The following is a 15,424-nucleotide window of genomic DNA, read 5'->3' on the forward strand; positions in this document are numbered from 1 at the left end:
CCCTCACGCCGACCGTCCCCGGTCGGCCGGCTCACTCCGGGCGGCGAATCCGCTGCTCACCCGGGCCGCCTCCACCTGCTCGGCGGCCTGGCGCAACGCCGTCGCGGTCTGCGCCAGCGGCCGGACCTGCTCGGTCCGGGTCAGGTAGCGGGCGGCCTCCGCCTCCAGCAGGATCCGCACCCGATTCAGCAGGTCCTCCCGGGCCTTGTCGGCCAGGGTGCGCACCGCCTGGTCGCCGAAGATCGCTTGTAGTACGGCCTGCCCGGCGACCGTGGTACCCGCTCCGGTGGCGATCTCCAGCCCGGTAGGGATGAAGGCGGTCGAGGCGAAGACGGCGATCATGACAACCAGCCCGGTGGCGTTCACCGCGTAGGCCGCCGTACGAGCCACGAACCGCCGGTCACCACCCTCGTCGCGGACCAGCTCCAGCACCCCCCGCTGCCAGTCCCGGACCAGTCGCTCGGCGCGTTCGGGCAGGTCGGCGCCGGGGTGGGCGAGGTCCGGGGTGAGCAGCGCGGCCCCGGCCGGATGGGCCCGCCAGCCGGTGTACGCCTGCTCGGCCGCCTCGGCGGCCACCGCCCGCAGCAGGGTGACCAGTTGGGACTCGATCGCCTCGCGCAACTCGGTGGCGGGGGCCGGACGTCGGCTGAAGGCGGCTACCAGCCGGTCCCGCAGCCGGCCGATGCGCGCCTCCAGGGTGCGGAAGAAGTCACCGGTGCCGACGAACTCCTGCCAGCGGGCCAGCACCTCGCCGCGCAGCAGTCGGCCGTCGCGCAACCCCTGCTCGACCGTCCGGTTCGCGGCCCGGTACGCGGCGCGTACCCGATCATCCAGGGCCTCCGCGGCGGCCACCTGCTCGTCCGCGGCGACCGCCAGGCCCTCCACGGCCGGTTGCAGGGCGGCCAGGGCGCCGCCCAGGGTCTGCCGGATCACCGCCGAACGGGCGTCGGCGTCGGCGGCCAGCCGGGCGAACCAGTCGGACAGGGGTGCGGTGGCCCGGGCGGGCAGCAGACCCTGCCCGTCGACCCAGGTCTCCGGCAGCACGAACAGCGGGGCCGAGCCCAGACCCTGTTCGGCGAGCATCTCGGCCAGGTGGGCGGCCACCTCCTCGGTGGCCTCGGCCGGTACCCGGTCGAGCACCATGGCGATCACCGCGCCCCGGGCCCGGGCGCCGCGCAGCAGTTCCCAGGGCACGGCGTCGGCGTACCGGGCGGCCGTGGTCACGAAGAGCCAGAGGTCGGCGGCGGCCAGCAGTTGACCGGCCAGGGCCCGGTTGGCGTCGACCACGGAGTCGATGTCGGGGGCGTCCAGGAAGGCCAGCCCGGGAGCGAGCGCCGGGGCGGTGACCAGGTGCAGGGTGCCCGGGTCGTCACTGGGCTGGTTGGTACGGGTCAGCCCGGGCAGCAGTTCCCCCCGGCGGAACCAGGGCGAGTCGGCCGGATTGCAGACCAGCACGGGTGAGCGGGTGGTGGGACGCAACACCCCGGCGGCGCTGACCCGGGCCTGCACCAGGCTGTTGACCAGTGTCGACTTGCCGGCACCGGTGGATCCACCGACCACCACGAGCAGCGGCGCGTCCAGGCGGGCCAGCCGGGGCAGCAGATAGTCGTCCAGTTGGGCGGCCAGCGCGGCCCCGGTCCGCTCGGCGGGCTCGGCCGAGGGCAGGACCAGGGGAAAACGGGCGGCCCCGATCGCGGCGCGCAGGCCGGACAGGGCGTCGGGCAGGCGGTCGTCCCCGGCGGGCCGGTCCTCCCCGGCGTCGGTCGGGCCGGTGCGGGCTGCGACGGCGGGCGCGCCGGGAGGTGAGCCGGGATCGCCGTTCGTCGTCACCGCTAAAGCGTGCCCGACCGACACAAGGTAAGACAACCGATCGCCCACCAGGCGGGTTGCGCCTGGTGGGCTCAACCCTGACTTGACGATTACAGTGGGCGTGGCACTATTGAGTCAAGTTCACTCAACTTGAGGTGGGGTCGCAGCGGGCGGCGCCTGCCGGGCGGGGTGACGGGAACCCCGTCACCTGCTCAACGTTACGAAGCGAGGAAGCGAAGATGGCACGTGCGGTCGGTATCGACCTCGGCACGACGAACTCCTGCGTCAGCGTTCTGGAGGGCGGTGAGCCCACCGTCATCGCCAACGCTGAGGGCTCGCGGACGACCCCGTCGATCGTCGCGTTCGCCCGCAACGGCGAGGTGCTCGTCGGCGAGGTAGCCAAGCGTCAGGCGGTGACGAACCCGGACCGGACCCTCCGTTCGGTCAAGCGGGAGATCGGCACCAACTGGTCCGTCGACATCGACGGCAAGAAGTACACCCCGCAGGAGATCTCGGCCCGCACCCTGATGAAGCTCAAGCGGGACGCCGAGGCCTACCTGGGCGAGCAGATCACCGACGCGGTGATCACCGTCCCGGCGTACTTCAACGACGGCCAGCGTCAGGCCACCAAGGAGGCCGGTGAGATCGCCGGCTTCAACGTGCTGCGGATCGTCAACGAGCCGACCGCGGCGGCCCTGGCGTACGGGCTGGACAAGGGCTCCAAGGAGCAGACCGTCCTGGTCTTCGACCTCGGTGGTGGCACCTTCGACGTGTCCCTGCTGGAGCTGGCCGAGGGGGTCATCGAGGTCAAGTCGACAAGCGGTGACAACCTGCTCGGCGGTGACGACTGGGACCAGCGGATCATGGATCACCTGGTCAAGACCTTCCGTGGTGAGCACGGCATCGACCTGTCGCAGGACAAGATGGCGATGCAGCGGCTCAAGGAGGCGGCCGAGAAGGCCAAGATCGAGCTGTCCGCCGCCACCACCACCAACATCAACCTGCCGTACATCACCGCCGGTGCGGCCGGCCCGCTGCACCTGGACGTGACCCTCAGCCGGGCCGAGTTCCAGCGCATGACGCAGGACCTGCTGGACCGCTGCAAGGGCCCGTTCGAGCAGGCCGTCAAGGACGCCGGGATCAAGGTCTCCGACGTCGACCACGTGATCCTGGTCGGCGGCTCGACCCGGATGCCGGCCGTGACCGACCTGGTCAAGCAGATGACCGGTCGGGACCCCAACAAGGGCGTCAACCCGGACGAGGTCGTCGCCGTCGGCGCCGCCCTCCAGGCCGGTGTGCTCAAGGGTGAGGTCAAGGACGTCCTGCTGCTCGACGTGACCCCGCTGAGCCTGGGCATCGAGACCAAGGGCGGCATCTTCACCAAGCTGATCGAGCGCAACACCACCATCCCGACCAAGCGGTCCGAGGTGTTCACCACCGCCGACGACAACCAGCCCTCCGTGCTGATCCAGGTCTTCCAGGGTGAGCGCGACATCGCGGCGTACAACAAGAAGCTCGGCACCTTCGAGCTGACCGGTCTTCCGCCGGCCCCGCGTGGGGTGCCGCAGATCGAGGTCACCTTCGACATCGACGCCAACGGCATCGTCAACGTCCACGCGAAGGACCTGGGCACCGGCAAGGAGCAGAAGATGACCATCACCGGCGGCTCCTCGCTGCCGAAGGATGACATCGAGCGGATGCGCCGGGACGCCGAGGAGCACGCCGAGGAGGACAAGCGCCGCCGCGACGAGGCGGAGGCCCGCAACGTGGCCGAGGCCCTCCAGTGGCAGACCGAGAAGTTCCTCGCCGAGAACGGCGACAAGCTCCCCGCCGAGAACCGCGAGAAGCTCAACGAGGCCCTCGGTGAGCTGCGTGGTGCCCTGGGTGGCAGCGACATCGAGAAGATCAAGTCGGCCCACGAGCGGCTGGCGCAGGTCTCGCAGGAGGCGGGCTCGCTGCTCTACGCCCAGCAGGGCGAGCAGGCCCAGCCGGGTGACCCCGGTGCCGCTGGTGCCGCCGGTGCGGCCGGTGCCGGTGCGACCGGTGCCGGTGCGACCGGTGGAGCCCAGGCCGGTGCCCGGCCCGGTGCGGACGACGTGGTCGACGCGGAGATCGTCGACGAGGACAAGAAGTGAGGGTCCGGACTGCGCAGACTCACGGGCAGAGGGATGAGGTAGTCGTATGACGGAGAAGCCACGAGCCGCTGACCCGGGTGACACCGGGTCGGCGCCGGGTGGCTCGGCGTCGGAGCCGGCCACCGGTGACGCGCCGCGGGTCGTCATCCGCAACAACCGCAAGATCAACAAGTCCGCCGAGGCGGCCGGTGCGGCTGCCGACGCCGAATCGGACGTCTCGGCGGAAGGTCTGGTCGAGGACGCCGAGGTGGTGGTCGACACCATGAAGGTCGAGGCCTCCGCGTTGAGCGAGCCCGCCACCGAGGGCCCGCCGGTGGTGGACTCCCCGGCCAGTCCGGTCGGGGAGCCCACGGCCGAGGAGGCAGCGGAGGGGGCGGCCGGTGACCTTGCGGCGCTCCGCTCCGACCTCGAGGAGCGCACCCGGGACCTTCAGCGGGTCACCGCCGAGTACGCCAACTACCGCAAGCGGGTGGAACGGGACCGTGGGCTGGTCACCGAGCAGGCGACCGGCTCCGTGCTCGCCGCCCTGCTGCCGATCCTGGACGACCTGGACCGGGCCCGGGAGCATGGCGACCTGGTCGGCCCGTTCGGGTCGGTGGCCGAGCAACTGATCACCGCGTTGGGCAAGTTCGGTCTGACCCCCTTCGGGGAGCAGGGCGATCCGTTCGACCCGACCCGGCACGAGGCGGTGGCCCACCAGACCTCGCCCGAGGTCACCGAACCGACCTGCGTGCAGGTGATGCGGCGGGGCTACCAGATGGGCGAACGACTGCTGCGGCCGGCGATGGTCGCGGTGGCCGATCCGGAATAGTGCGCGACGGTGCATCGGGCCGTCCCGTCCGCCGAGTCAGGGCGGGCGGGACGGCCCGGCAGTGGGGAGGAGGTGGACGTTGAGTTCCAAGGACTGGATCGAGAAGGACTACTACGCGGTCCTGGGCGTGGCGAAGACCGCCTCCGCTGACGAGATCAAGAAGGCGTACCGGAAGCTGGCCCGTGAGTCCCATCCGGATCACAACCCCGGCGACCCCAAGGCCGAGGAACGCTTCAAGGCGGTCTCCGAGGCGTACGCCGTGCTGGGCGAGGACACCAAGCGCCGCGAGTACGACGAGATGCGTTCGCTGTTCGGGTCGGGTGCGTTCCGTCGGGGCGCCCGCCAGGGCGGTCAGCCCGGTGGGACGCCCTTCGACGTCTCCGACCTGTTCGGCGGGGCCTCTCCCGGCGGCGGTCGGTTCGCCGGGGGCAACATCTCCGACCTGTTCAGTTCGATCTTCTCGGGCGGCCAGGGTGGCGCCGGGGGCGGTGCGCCCGGTCCGGCACGAGGACGGGACGTCGAGACCGAGGTGGCCCTCGACTTCAATGACGCCGTCCGGGGAGTGACCCTGCCCTTGACCCTGCGGGCCCCCGGGGTCTGCGACACCTGCCACGGCAACGGTGCCAAGCCGGGCACCCAGCCGCGGGCCTGTCCGGTCTGTCACGGGGCCGGGGTGACCACCCGCAACCAGGGCGCCTTCAGCTTCTCCGAGCCCTGCCGCAACTGCCAGGGGGTCGGCACGGTCGTCGACGAGAAGTGCCCGGAGTGCCAGGGCACCGGTGGGGTGACCAAGACCCGTACCCTCAACGTCCGCTTCCCGGCGGGGGTGGCCGACGGCCAGCGGATCCGGCTGGCCGGCCGGGGTGAACCGGGTGCCCGTGGCGGCCCGGCAGGCGACCTGTTCGTGCAGGTCAAGGTACGGCCCGACGATCTGTTCGGGCGCACCGGCGACGACCTCACCCTGACCGTGCCGATCACCTTCACCGAGGCGGTGCTCGGCACTGATCTGCGGGTGCCGACCCTCGACGGTGCGGTGACCCTGCGGGTGCCGCCGGGCACCCCCAGCGGGCGGGTCCTGCGGGCTCGGGGCAAGGGGGTGACTCGCCGCGACGGGCAGGCCGGGGACTTGCTCGTCACCCTGGAGGTGGTGGTGCCGGCCCGGGTGTCCGACGAGGCGCGGGCGGCCCTGGAGGCCTTCGCCGCGCAGACCCCGCCGGCGGCCAGGGAACATCTCGACGCACGGGTGCGTCGGTTCAGTTGACTCGGTGAAGCGGTGCGGAGGTGAGCGGGATGGACGGGTTCGGCGGTTCGGATGACCCCGCCTACGAGGCCAAGGTGCTGATGATCTCGGCTGCGGCGCGGATGGCGGGGATGCATCCCCAGACCCTGCGTCAGTACGACCGGCTGGGCCTGGTGCAGGCCGGCCGGGCGGCCGGTGGCGGGCGCCGGTACAGCGTCCGGGACGTGGTGCTGTTGCGCGAGGTGCAGCGGCTCAGTCAGGACGACGGGGTCAACCTGGCCGGGATCAAGCGGATCATCGGCCTGGAACAGCTGTTGGAGCAGGCCCAGCAGCGGGTGGCCCAGTTGGAGGCGGAGCTGGAGGCGGTGTACCGGCGGATGGCCGAACTGGAGTCGTTGGCCCGCTTCCCCGGCCGTGACCTGGTGCCGACCAACCGGACCTCCACCGCCCTGGTGGTCTGGCGCCCGCGCCGCAGCCCCGACCGCTGACCAGGCGGTCTGCGCGGCTGCTCAGCTCCGCCGCAGCGGACACCGGATCGATGGCCGGAAGGCGAAGCCCGTTTCCCCGAATCCGAGCGGGGGACGGGCTGCCTTCGTTAGCCTCCACGACAAGGGGCCTGACCATTTCGATCCGGTCTCCTGGCTGGCGGGAGGAGCCATGACGGAAGCGGCGAGAAAGGTGGCCGAAGAGGCGGAGCACCGGTTCGACGATCTGACCGAGCGGGTCCGGGAGCGATTCGACCGGATCCTCAAGGGGCGCTTCTCCGATCAGGTCACCTCCGGCCGCTTCGGTGGCCCTGCCCGGCCCGCCAACCGCGGCGACGGTGGCGACCGCCGGGTACGGCCGGTGCCAGGTGGCCGGGGCGGACACGGCGCCGGTCAGGTACGCACCGACCAGCACCGCCGCGCCGGGGGCGGATCGCGTTGACGTGCGGGCCGGGAGCCACGGGGGGTCCCGGCCCGTTCGCGCGGTGACTGCGGCCAGCCGGTCACCTGAGCACGGGGGACGGACCCGCAGCAGGCGGAGCTACAGCCGGCGGAGCTACAGCCGGCGGTCCTCCCGGACCAGCCCGCCCTCACACCATTCCCGGTAGACGAACAACTCCGGACGGGCCAGCAGTACCCGGCTGTTGTGTGCCCAGGTACGCATCAGTTCGTCGCCGTTGCGCTCGGCCTGGTCCACCAGCTTGCGGAAGCGTCGCCGAGGATGTGCCCGGAAGTTCGTCCGGATGCCGTCGGCCGCGTAGATGTAGAGGCAGTGCAGGGCGAACCGGCGGGCCGGACAGCCCGGATCCATGGCCAGCTCGAACAGGGTCATCACCAGCCGGTCACCGGAGACCAGCAGATCCCAGTCCGGGGGCATGGAGGTCAACGGCACCGAGTCGGGGTTGTACGCCCAGGTCCGCAGTTCCGTCGGGCTGGGGTCCACGGGGTTGGCGAAGCCGCGGAACGTTGACTCCTGCACGCTCACCGGCCAACCTTCCGCTCTACCCGCGGGGCGTCGTCCGCCTGCCGCGAACCCTGGCTGCTGGGGCGACACGGTAACGCGGTACCGACGGGTACGGGTAGCCCCTGCCCGAAGCATCTTCACCGTCCGTTGGACGGGTCGGATCCTCCGTACGACCGATCTCACGCGGGGCGGGGCCGCAGTTCCGTCATCAGGTCGTGGTGAACCTCTCAGGCTGGTGACGCTAGCCTGACCGGCACGAAGACCAGCTCAGGTGACGGAGACTGGATGATCACCCGATCAAGACGTGGGATGGCGCTGCTGGCCGTGGTGCCGGTGCTGGCGGGTTGCTCGATCGGGGACATCCGTCGGCCCCCGCCCACCCCGGTGCCCTCGACATCGACGCCGTCGAGTCCGGCCCCGACCCGGATCGCGGAGATCCGGGCCAGCCGACTCGCCGTACCGCAGCGCTACGACGAGCCGCATGTCGAGTTCGTCGACGCCGCGCGGGGCTACGCCCTGTTCGGCTCCTGCGAGGGCCGGCCCCCCGGACCGGACTGCCCCGCCCTGATCTTCACCACCGGGGACGGCGGCCGGTCCTGGCAGGGCCTCCGGCATCCCAAGCCGGTCGCCGACAACCAGCAGTTGTACGCCGTGCCGGGGATGTTGGCCCTGTGGGCCGAACCGCACGGCTGGTGGACCTCCACCGACGAGGGTCGGACCTTCCAGCACAGCCCGGGTGAGGCCGCGCCGCAGCAGTGGCAGGCCAGCCAGGGCAGGTTCCAGATCATCGAGGAGACCGGCAAGGTCGGCCGGTGGACCGGCAAGAGGTTGCGTCCCCTGGCCACCCAGCCGCCGCTGCCCAGGCTGGACTCGGTGGCGCTGGGCGAGGGGTGGATGGTCCGCGACGGTAAGGAGTACCGTGGGCCGCTGGTGGCGGCCGGGGCGGGCGAGGACGGTAGGCCGTACGCCGCGATCTCCTGGGACGAGGGGCGGCGCTGGCAGTCGACCTCGCTGCCCGCCCACGACGGCGCGGTGTGGATGGTCCGGGCAGAGGCGGTGGCCGGGGAACTCTGGCTGGTCGGGGAGGCGGAGAACCGGGTCGACTTCCCGGCGCTGTGGCACCTGGAGGGCGACACCTGGCGAGGGGTGCGCGCCGAGGGGCAGCCGGGCGCCGGACGGGTCGTTCCGTTGGGCTCCGGAATCGTGGCGGTGGTCAGCTCGCGCGGTGCGGGGGCCCTGCTCGGCGGCCGGTACCTCGACCTGTCCTGGCCGGTGACCGACCGGCATCACCTGCGGCGACTGCCCGACGACACCCTCTTCGCCGGCACCTCGGACAGCATCCTGCTAGGCCTGGGTCAGCTCGGCGACCGCACCTGGGTGCAGGTGGTGCTGGAGCGGGGCTGAGGTGTCGCTGTGGGGTAGCTCACACCCCTAGGGTTGAGCGGAATAGACTCAACTCTGGTTCTGTCGGTACCAGTGGACACGCCGAACCAGGGGAGCCCATGAACACCGAACGCCTCACCACCCGCAGCCGCGAAACCATCACCGGTGCCGTCACCCTGGCCAACCAGCGCGGGCACGCCACCGTGGAACCGTGGCACCTGCTGCTCTCGCTGCTGGACACCGAGGGCTCGACCGCTGCCGGCCTGCTGCGCGCTGTCGGGGCCGACCCCGCCGAGCTGCGCCGCGCCGCCCAGCGGGCCCTCGACGCGTTGCCCGCCGCCCGGGGTTCCAGCATCGCCGAGCCGACCCTGGCCCGGGAGTTCGTCAACGCCATCGGTGCGGCCGAGCAGATCGCCCGCCCGCTGGGCGACGAGTACACCTCCACCGAACACCTGCTGGCCGGGCTGGCCCGGGTGGGTGGCGCGGTCTCCGGGGCGCTGAAGGCCGCCGGGGCCACCGAGGAGACCCTGGTGGCCGCCTTCCCGACCGTACGGGGCGGGGACCGCCGGGTAACCAGCGCCGACCCGGAGCAGACCTACCAGGCCCTGGCCAAGTACGGGGTGGACCTGACCGCGAGTGCTCGGGACGGCAAGATCGACCCGGTGATCGGCCGGGACTCCGAGATCCGTCGGGTGATCCAGGTGCTGTCCCGGCGTACCAAGAACAACCCGGTGCTGATCGGCGAGCCCGGCGTGGGCAAGACCGCCATCGTGGAGGGCCTGGCCCAGCGCATCGTCGCCGGTGACGTGCCGGAGTCGCTGCGCGACAAGAAGCTGGTCTCGCTCGACCTGGGGGCGATGGTCGCCGGCGCCTCCTACCGGGGGCAGTTCGAGGAGCGGCTCAAGTCCGTCCTGGAGGAGATCAAGAACTCCGACGGGCAGGTCATCACCTTCCTCGACGAGCTGCACACCGTCGTCGGCGCCGGCAAGGGCGAGGGCTCGATGGACGCCGGCAACATGCTCAAGCCGATGCTGGCCCGTGGTGAGCTGCGCATGGTCGGTGCGACCACCCTGGACGAGTACCGCGAGCACATCGAGAAGGACCCGGCCCTGGAACGCCGCTTCCAGCCGGTGCTGGTCGGGGAGCCCACCGTCGAGGACACCATCGGCATCCTGCGCGGGCTCAAGGAGCGCTACGAGGTGCACCACGGCGTACGCATCACCGACGCTGCCCTGGTCGCCGCCGCCGCGCTGTCCGACCGGTACATCACCGACCGGTTCCTGCCGGACAAGGCGATCGACCTGGTGGACGAGTCGGCCTCCCGACTCCGGATGGAGATCGACTCCCGGCCGGTAGAGGTGGACGAGATCGAGCGGGCGGTTCGCCGGCTCGAAATCGAGGAGATGGCTCTGGCCAAGGAGTCGGACCCGGCCTCCGCCGAGCGCCTGGACCGGTTGCGCAAGGAGTTGGCCGACAAGCGCGAACAGCTCACCGCCCTGTCCGAGCGGTGGAAGCTGGAGAAGGCCCACATCACCAAGCTCTCCACCGCCAAGGAGGAGTTGGAACGCCTGGGCGGTGAGGCCGAGCGGGCCGAGCGGGACGGGGAGTTGGAACGCGCCGCCGAGCTGCGGTACGGCCGCATCCCGGCGCTGAACAACGAGCTGAAGCAGGCGGCGGAGGAACTGGCCCGGCTCCAGGCCGACGGCGCGATGCTCAAGGAGGAGGTCGGCGCCGACGACATCGCCGCCGTGGTCGCCTCCTGGACCGGCATTCCCGCCGGTCGGCTGCTGGAGGGCGAGACCGCCAAGCTGCTGCGGATGGAGGAATCCCTGCGGGAGCGGGTGGTCGGCCAGGCCGAGGCGGTCGGCGCGGTCTCCGACGCGGTGCGCCGGGCTCGGGCGGGGGTCGCCGACCCGGACCGCCCGACCGGCAGCTTCCTGTTCCTCGGTCCCACCGGCGTCGGCAAGACCGAGCTTGCCAAGGCGCTCGCCGAGTTCCTCTTCGACGACGAGCGGGCCATGGTCCGCATCGACATGAGCGAGTACGGCGAGAAGCACTCCGTGGCCCGGCTGGTCGGTGCCCCACCCGGGTACGTCGGGTACGAGGAGGGCGGCCAGCTCACCGAGGCGGTACGTCGCCGGCCCTACTCGGTGATCCTGCTGGACGAGGTGGAGAAGGCCCACCCGGACGTCTTCGACATCCTGCTCCAGGTGCTCGACGACGGTCGGCTCACCGACGGCCAGGGCCGTACGGTCGACTTCCGCAACGCGATCCTGATCCTCACCTCCAACCTGGGATCGGCGGTGATCAGTGACCTGACCCTGCCTGAGGAGCAGCGCCGCGAAGGGGTGCTGGCGGTGGTCCGGTCGCACTTCAAGCCGGAGTTCCTCAACCGGCTGGACGACATCGTGGTCTTCGCCGCACTCCAGGGCGAGGACCTGCGGGCCATCGTGGACATCCAGATCTCCCGGCTGCGGCGTCGGCTCGCCGACCGTAGGTTGACCCTCGAGGTCACCGACGCCGCGCGCACCTGGCTGGCCGAGCACGGGTACGACCCGATCTACGGCGCCCGGCCGCTGCGTCGGCTGGTCCAGTCCGCGATCGGTGACCAGCTCGCCAAGGCCCTGCTCGCCGGCACGATCCGCGACGGTGACCCGGTGCGGGTCGACCTGGCCGACAGCAAGGACGGTCTCTCGGTGACGGCCGCCTGACGGTCGCATCCACCCAGCGGGGCCCGCATCGCGTCCAGTCGCGCTGCGGGCCCCGAGTGGTTACGGGGGCCCGGAGTCGCTACGGGCCCCCCGGGTCGTTGCGGGCCGGGCGGCGTCGGACGGGGTGCGCCGCCCGCCAGGTCGGGTCAGGATGGAGACATGTTCGGGATGGGACGACAGCACGACGAGTTGGCGGCGGCGATGGCGGCCCTGGCCGAGGCCGAGACCCTCACCTTCGGCGGGGTGGGACTGGCCGGGACGATGTTGCCGGAGACCGAGGCGTACCAGCACATCGAGCAGGCGGCGGCCGACCGCCCCGAGGAGGTACGCGGACAGCTCGAACGGCTGCTGTCGGCGGGTTCACCGGCCGCCCGGGTGTACGCGGCCACCCTCCTGGAACGGCTCGACCCGCAGGCCGGGCAGGTGGCCTGGGAGCGCCTGCGCGCCGACCCGGCGCCGCTGCAGACCGCCACCGGCTGCGTCCTGGACACCACCACGGTCGGGGCGTACGCCGCGAACCGACTCGCCGAATCCTGAACCCTGTCCGGCCCGCACCGCGCACCTCGGGCCCGCCTGGACCGATCTCGGAGGTGACCAGCTGGAAAAGCCGATGCTGTACCTGTTGACGGCGCTGGGATGCCTGCTCGGGTTGACCCTGGTGGCCATGCTGCTCGGTCGGCGGGGACCCACCATCGGGCGGTCGCCCGGCCCGCGGGTCGATCCTCGCCGGATCGAGGTCGGGGACATCGTCGAGATCGGCGACCTGACCTATCCGGTACGCGGCTCGATCCGCCTGGTCGAGGGCGAGTGGACCTGGGCCGAGCATCTGCTCGACGATCCCGACGGCCGCCGCCGACTGTCCGTGGCGGAGAGCCCCGAGTTCGAACTGGTGCTCTGGTGGTCCGAATCCGGGGACGCCGGCACGGCCGGGGCCCCTGTGATCGAGTTCGCCGGCCGACGGTTCAGCTGGCGCGAGTCCGGCGAGGCCCGCTACACCGCCACCGGCGGCACCGGGCTGGCCCCCAGCGGGATCATGCGCTACCACGACTACCGCGCGCCCGGCGGCGCCCGGCTCACCTTCGAGGCGTACGGCGAATCCGGTTGGCAGGTGGCCCGGGGCGAGCGGTTGGATCGCGCGGAGGTGATCGTCCATCCCCAGAGCCGATGATGCGTCACCACAGGTGACGCGCGGTACGGCACGTCACCTGTGCCGTGCCGAACTGGTCGGGTGCCGATACGGTGATGCGCGTTGCAAGGAAGGAGAGAGATGGCCGATCCTCAGAGCACCCCAACCCGGTCACGTCCGGGTGTGGTGAGCATTTCCACGTATTTGCTGTTGCTGTTCGCAGTTTGCCAGCTGATCAGCGCAATCATCACCTTGGCCACCATCGGCGACGTACGCGACGCGATGGAGGACGCGCTACGGGACAGCGGGAGCGAAGGGCTGGAGGGGATCGCGGACCTGACGGTCGCCGTCGGTGTCGGCAGCGCCCTGCTCACCTTGGCGTTGGCGCTGGCCGTGGCCGGTCTGGGCCTGGTGAACCTGCGAGGTAAGAACGGCTCGCGCATCGCCACCTGGATCGTGGGCGGCATCCTGTTCTGCTGCAACGGGTTCAGCCTCCTCAGCGGCCTGGGCGGGGGCCTCACCACTCCGGCCGACACCAGCGGAGACATGCCGAGCCCTGAGGAACTCCAGCGTCGGGTCGAGGAGGCCCTGCCCTCCTGGGTCACCCCGGTCACCGTGCTGCTCGGGGTGATCAGCCTGATCTCGCTGCTGGCGGCGCTGATCCTGCTGGCCCTACCGAAGGCCAACGAGTTCTTCCGCAAGCCGACCCCCCAGTGGGAGCCACCGACTCCCGGCGCCACCTACCCCGGCGCGCCGGGGTACCCGGGCTACCCCCCGGCTCCGGGCGGCTACCCCGGTCAGCCGGGCGCGCACCCCGGCCAGCCAGGTGGTTACCCCGGTCAGCCGGGCGCTCACCCCGGCCAGCCGGGCGGCTACCCCGGCCAGTCGGGTGAACCCGGCTACCCGCCCCCGCCCGGTCAGCCTGGGCAGCAGTCCGGCGAGCCCGGTTACCCGCCGATTCCCGGCCAGCCCTCCTCCGGTCAGCCCGGCGACCAGGGTGGACCGAATCCGCCGGGACAACCGGGTTCTCAGCCGCCCGGCGGCAACCCCAGCTGATCGAGGGCTGACGGCACGGTCCGGCCCGCTTCCGGAGCCTCGACACGCCCGAAGGTCACGACGGTGACAGTCCCTCCGAGTAGGTTGCTTCCCGAACGCCTACCGGAGGGACTCGTCGTGTCGTACCCCGCACAGGCGCCGGTTCGTCGGCCCAGGGTGCTCTGGCTGGCCGTGGCACTGCTGGCGGTGATGGCGATCGGGGCCCTCGGGTACGCCCTGGCCGGCCTGCTCATCTTCGGTGGGGTCGGAGATCGGCTGCGGGAGGCGGCCGTCGGTGCCCAGGTGAGCGCCAGCGAGGTGGACATGATGGCCACCCTGGTGCGGACCTCGATCCTGGTGTCGGTGATGGTCAGTGGGCTGGCCGGGCTCCTCCTCGCCGGTCTGGCCCTCGGCGTGGCGGCAGGTCGGCAGGGCGCCCGGGTGGGCACCTGGGTGGTGGCCGGGTTCGGGATGCTGTTCGGTTGCTGCGGCCTCGTGGTGCAACTCCTCCAGCGGGTCACCCCGATAGATCTCGGCAACGACCAGGCCACCGCCGAACTCTTCGGACTGACCGGGGACGCCTACCCCTCCTGGTGGATTCCGCTCACCGTGACCCTTTCGGTCGGCCAGGTGCTCGGTTACCTTGTGGTAGCCATACTGCTGGCGTTGCCCTCGGTCGGTGCCTCGTTCCGTCGTCCCGTCCCGCCGGTGCGGACGCCTGCTCCACCCCCGACGGGACCATCCGCCCCGCACCACTATCCGCCGTATCCCGATCCGCCGAGGTGAGCAGTTCCGTGACGCCCGAGCCAGTCCCCTCCGATCCTTCGGACGTCGGGCGCTGGGCACTGATCACCGGGGCGACCGCAGGCATCGGAGCGGCCTTCGCGCAGCGACTGGCCACCGACGGGTGGCACCTGGTGCTGGTCGCCCGTGACCGCACCCGGCTGGCGGCTCAGGCCGCCGAGTTGACCGGTCGGTACGGCGTGCAGACCGAGGTCCTGACCGCCGATCTGTCCACGGACGACGGCTGCGAGCTGGTGGAGGAACGACTGGCCGCCGACCCGTCGGTCGAGTTGCTGGTCAACAATGCCGGAATCAGCCTGAACACTTCCTTCCTGCGGTCCTCCGTGGCGGACGAGACCCGTTTGCTCCAGCTCAACGTGCACGCGGTCATGCGACTGACCCTGGCCGCGCTGAAGATGATGACCGAGCGGCGCAGTGGGGCAGTGATTAATGTCTCCTCCGTGGCCGGATTCGGCGCCCTCATGCCCGGATCGACGTACTCGGCCAGCAAGGCCTGGGTCATCAATTTCAGCGAGTCGGTGGGCCAGGCCGCGCGTCCCTTCGGGGTACGGGTGATGGCCCTCTGCCCCGGCTACACGCGCACGGAGTTTCACCAACGGGCCGGCATCGACATGTCGAAAACCCCGGAATGGATGTGGCTCAGCGCCCCGGCCGTGGTCGACGATGCCTTGCGTGACCTGGGAAAAGGCAAGTTCATCAGTGTCCCGTCGTGGAAGTACAAGCTGGCGGTGGTCGGCTTGCGACACGCACCCCGTCGACTGCTCGAACTGGTGGCCCGGGACACCCGGGGCCGCATCGGTCGGGATCGAGGCTGACCGGCTGGGCGGGAGCGCGCGATTCCGGAGTGGATCACCGGATCCGCGTCAGTGGGTGACCCACTGTAACGGGCATCGTCATTCATCGGTCGCCCGGAAGAGTTGC

At 71.3% G+C, this 15,424-nt stretch carries 14 protein-coding genes; 12 read left to right on the forward strand and 2 right to left on the reverse strand.

Annotation, left to right across the window (positions count from 1 at the left end; genetic code table 11):
- Window positions 1-3: 3 nt before the first annotated feature.
- On the reverse strand, window positions 4-1,830 hold the full coding sequence (locus ACLQ2T_RS00530; RefSeq protein WP_425763997.1) for an ABC transporter: 1,827 nt from the start codon (window positions 1,828-1,830) through the stop codon (window positions 4-6).
- A gap of 218 nt (window positions 1,831-2,048) precedes the next feature.
- Here ACLQ2T_RS00530 and dnaK point away from each other — a divergent pair, with 218 nt between their 5' ends.
- The 5 genes from dnaK to ACLQ2T_RS00555 all read left to right on the forward strand — a co-directional run bounded on the left by dnaK (window position 2,049) and on the right by ACLQ2T_RS00555 (window position 6,922).
- Entirely contained in the window at window positions 2,049-3,944 is a 1,896-nt protein-coding gene (dnaK, locus tag ACLQ2T_RS00535; protein ID WP_425763998.1) for a molecular chaperone DnaK, read from the forward strand.
- A 46-nt stretch (window positions 3,945-3,990) separates the two neighbouring features.
- Window positions 3,991-4,755, forward strand: coding sequence for a nucleotide exchange factor GrpE (grpE, locus tag ACLQ2T_RS00540; RefSeq protein ID WP_425763999.1), 765 nt, complete (start codon window positions 3,991-3,993; stop codon window positions 4,753-4,755).
- Window positions 4,756-4,834: 79 nt separating this feature from the next.
- Window positions 4,835-6,016 carry a molecular chaperone DnaJ gene (gene dnaJ, locus ACLQ2T_RS00545; RefSeq protein ID WP_425764000.1) on the forward strand — a complete coding sequence of 394 codons (1,182 nt, stop codon included), beginning with the start codon at window positions 4,835-4,837 and terminating at the stop codon, window positions 6,014-6,016.
- A 29-nt stretch (window positions 6,017-6,045) separates the two neighbouring features.
- Window positions 6,046-6,483 (forward strand): heat shock protein transcriptional repressor HspR, encoded by a 438-nt coding sequence (locus ACLQ2T_RS00550; RefSeq protein ID WP_425764001.1) that lies wholly within the window; start codon window positions 6,046-6,048, stop codon window positions 6,481-6,483.
- A 169-nt stretch (window positions 6,484-6,652) separates the two neighbouring features.
- The gene (locus ACLQ2T_RS00555) at window positions 6,653-6,922 is read left to right on the forward strand and encodes a hypothetical protein (protein ID WP_425764002.1); all 270 of its coding nucleotides are present in this window, start codon (window positions 6,653-6,655) and stop codon (window positions 6,920-6,922) included.
- Between the two features lie 114 nt (window positions 6,923-7,036).
- Here the strand turns inward: ACLQ2T_RS00555 and ACLQ2T_RS00560 are convergent, their stop codons facing one another.
- Window positions 7,037-7,465 carry a hypothetical protein gene (locus ACLQ2T_RS00560; RefSeq protein WP_425764003.1) on the reverse strand — a complete coding sequence of 143 codons (429 nt, stop codon included), beginning with the start codon at window positions 7,463-7,465 and terminating at the stop codon, window positions 7,037-7,039.
- A 264-nt stretch (window positions 7,466-7,729) separates the two neighbouring features.
- Between ACLQ2T_RS00560 and ACLQ2T_RS00565 the strand changes: the two genes are divergently transcribed.
- The 7 genes from ACLQ2T_RS00565 to ACLQ2T_RS00595 all read left to right on the forward strand — a co-directional run bounded on the left by ACLQ2T_RS00565 (window position 7,730) and on the right by ACLQ2T_RS00595 (window position 15,318).
- Window positions 7,730-8,848: a hypothetical protein gene (locus tag ACLQ2T_RS00565; RefSeq protein ID WP_425764004.1), complete on the forward strand. Its 1,119-nt coding sequence runs from the start codon at window positions 7,730-7,732 to the stop codon at window positions 8,846-8,848.
- 98 nt (window positions 8,849-8,946) lie between these two features.
- Entirely contained in the window at window positions 8,947-11,538 is a 2,592-nt protein-coding gene (gene clpB / locus ACLQ2T_RS00570; RefSeq protein WP_425764005.1) for an ATP-dependent chaperone ClpB, read from the forward strand.
- Between the two features lie 159 nt (window positions 11,539-11,697).
- Window positions 11,698-12,075: a hypothetical protein gene (locus ACLQ2T_RS00575; protein WP_425764006.1), complete on the forward strand. Its 378-nt coding sequence runs from the start codon at window positions 11,698-11,700 to the stop codon at window positions 12,073-12,075.
- Between the two features lie 61 nt (window positions 12,076-12,136).
- A complete protein-coding gene (locus ACLQ2T_RS00580; protein ID WP_425764401.1) occupies window positions 12,137-12,706 on the forward strand; it encodes a DUF4178 domain-containing protein in 570 nt (189 codons plus the stop codon).
- A gap of 144 nt (window positions 12,707-12,850) precedes the next feature.
- Window positions 12,851-13,720, forward strand: a complete 870-nt coding sequence (locus tag ACLQ2T_RS00585) for a hypothetical protein (protein WP_425764007.1) — start codon at window positions 12,851-12,853, stop codon at window positions 13,718-13,720.
- Between the two features lie 117 nt (window positions 13,721-13,837).
- On the forward strand, window positions 13,838-14,485 hold the full coding sequence (locus tag ACLQ2T_RS00590) for a hypothetical protein (protein WP_425764008.1): 648 nt from the start codon (window positions 13,838-13,840) through the stop codon (window positions 14,483-14,485).
- A gap of 8 nt (window positions 14,486-14,493) precedes the next feature.
- Entirely contained in the window at window positions 14,494-15,318 is an 825-nt protein-coding gene (locus ACLQ2T_RS00595; RefSeq protein ID WP_425764009.1) for an SDR family NAD(P)-dependent oxidoreductase, read from the forward strand.
- Window positions 15,319-15,424: the final 106 nt, after the last annotated feature.

The sequence above is a fragment of the Micromonospora sp. DT229 genome (assembly GCF_049844505.1).
Classification (GTDB): domain Bacteria; phylum Actinomycetota; class Actinomycetes; order Mycobacteriales; family Micromonosporaceae; genus Micromonospora.

Bases quoted from the DNA above. Each gene is read 5' to 3' on its own strand.
- ACLQ2T_RS00555 (WP_425764002.1), top strand. From the start codon at position 6,653: ATGACGGAAGCGGCGAGAAAGGTGGCCGAAGAGGCGGAGCACCGGTTC.
- dnaK (WP_425763998.1), top strand. From the start codon at position 2,049: ATGGCACGTGCGGTCGGTATCGACCTCGGCACGACGAACTCCTGCGTC.
- grpE (WP_425763999.1), top strand. From the start codon at position 3,991: ATGACGGAGAAGCCACGAGCCGCTGACCCGGGTGACACCGGGTCGGCG.
- ACLQ2T_RS00575 (WP_425764006.1), top strand. From the start codon at position 11,698: ATGTTCGGGATGGGACGACAGCACGACGAGTTGGCGGCGGCGATGGCG.
- ACLQ2T_RS00565 (WP_425764004.1), top strand. From the start codon at position 7,730: ATGATCACCCGATCAAGACGTGGGATGGCGCTGCTGGCCGTGGTGCCG.
- clpB (WP_425764005.1), top strand. From the start codon at position 8,947: ATGAACACCGAACGCCTCACCACCCGCAGCCGCGAAACCATCACCGGT.
- ACLQ2T_RS00550 (WP_425764001.1), top strand. From the start codon at position 6,046: ATGGACGGGTTCGGCGGTTCGGATGACCCCGCCTACGAGGCCAAGGTG.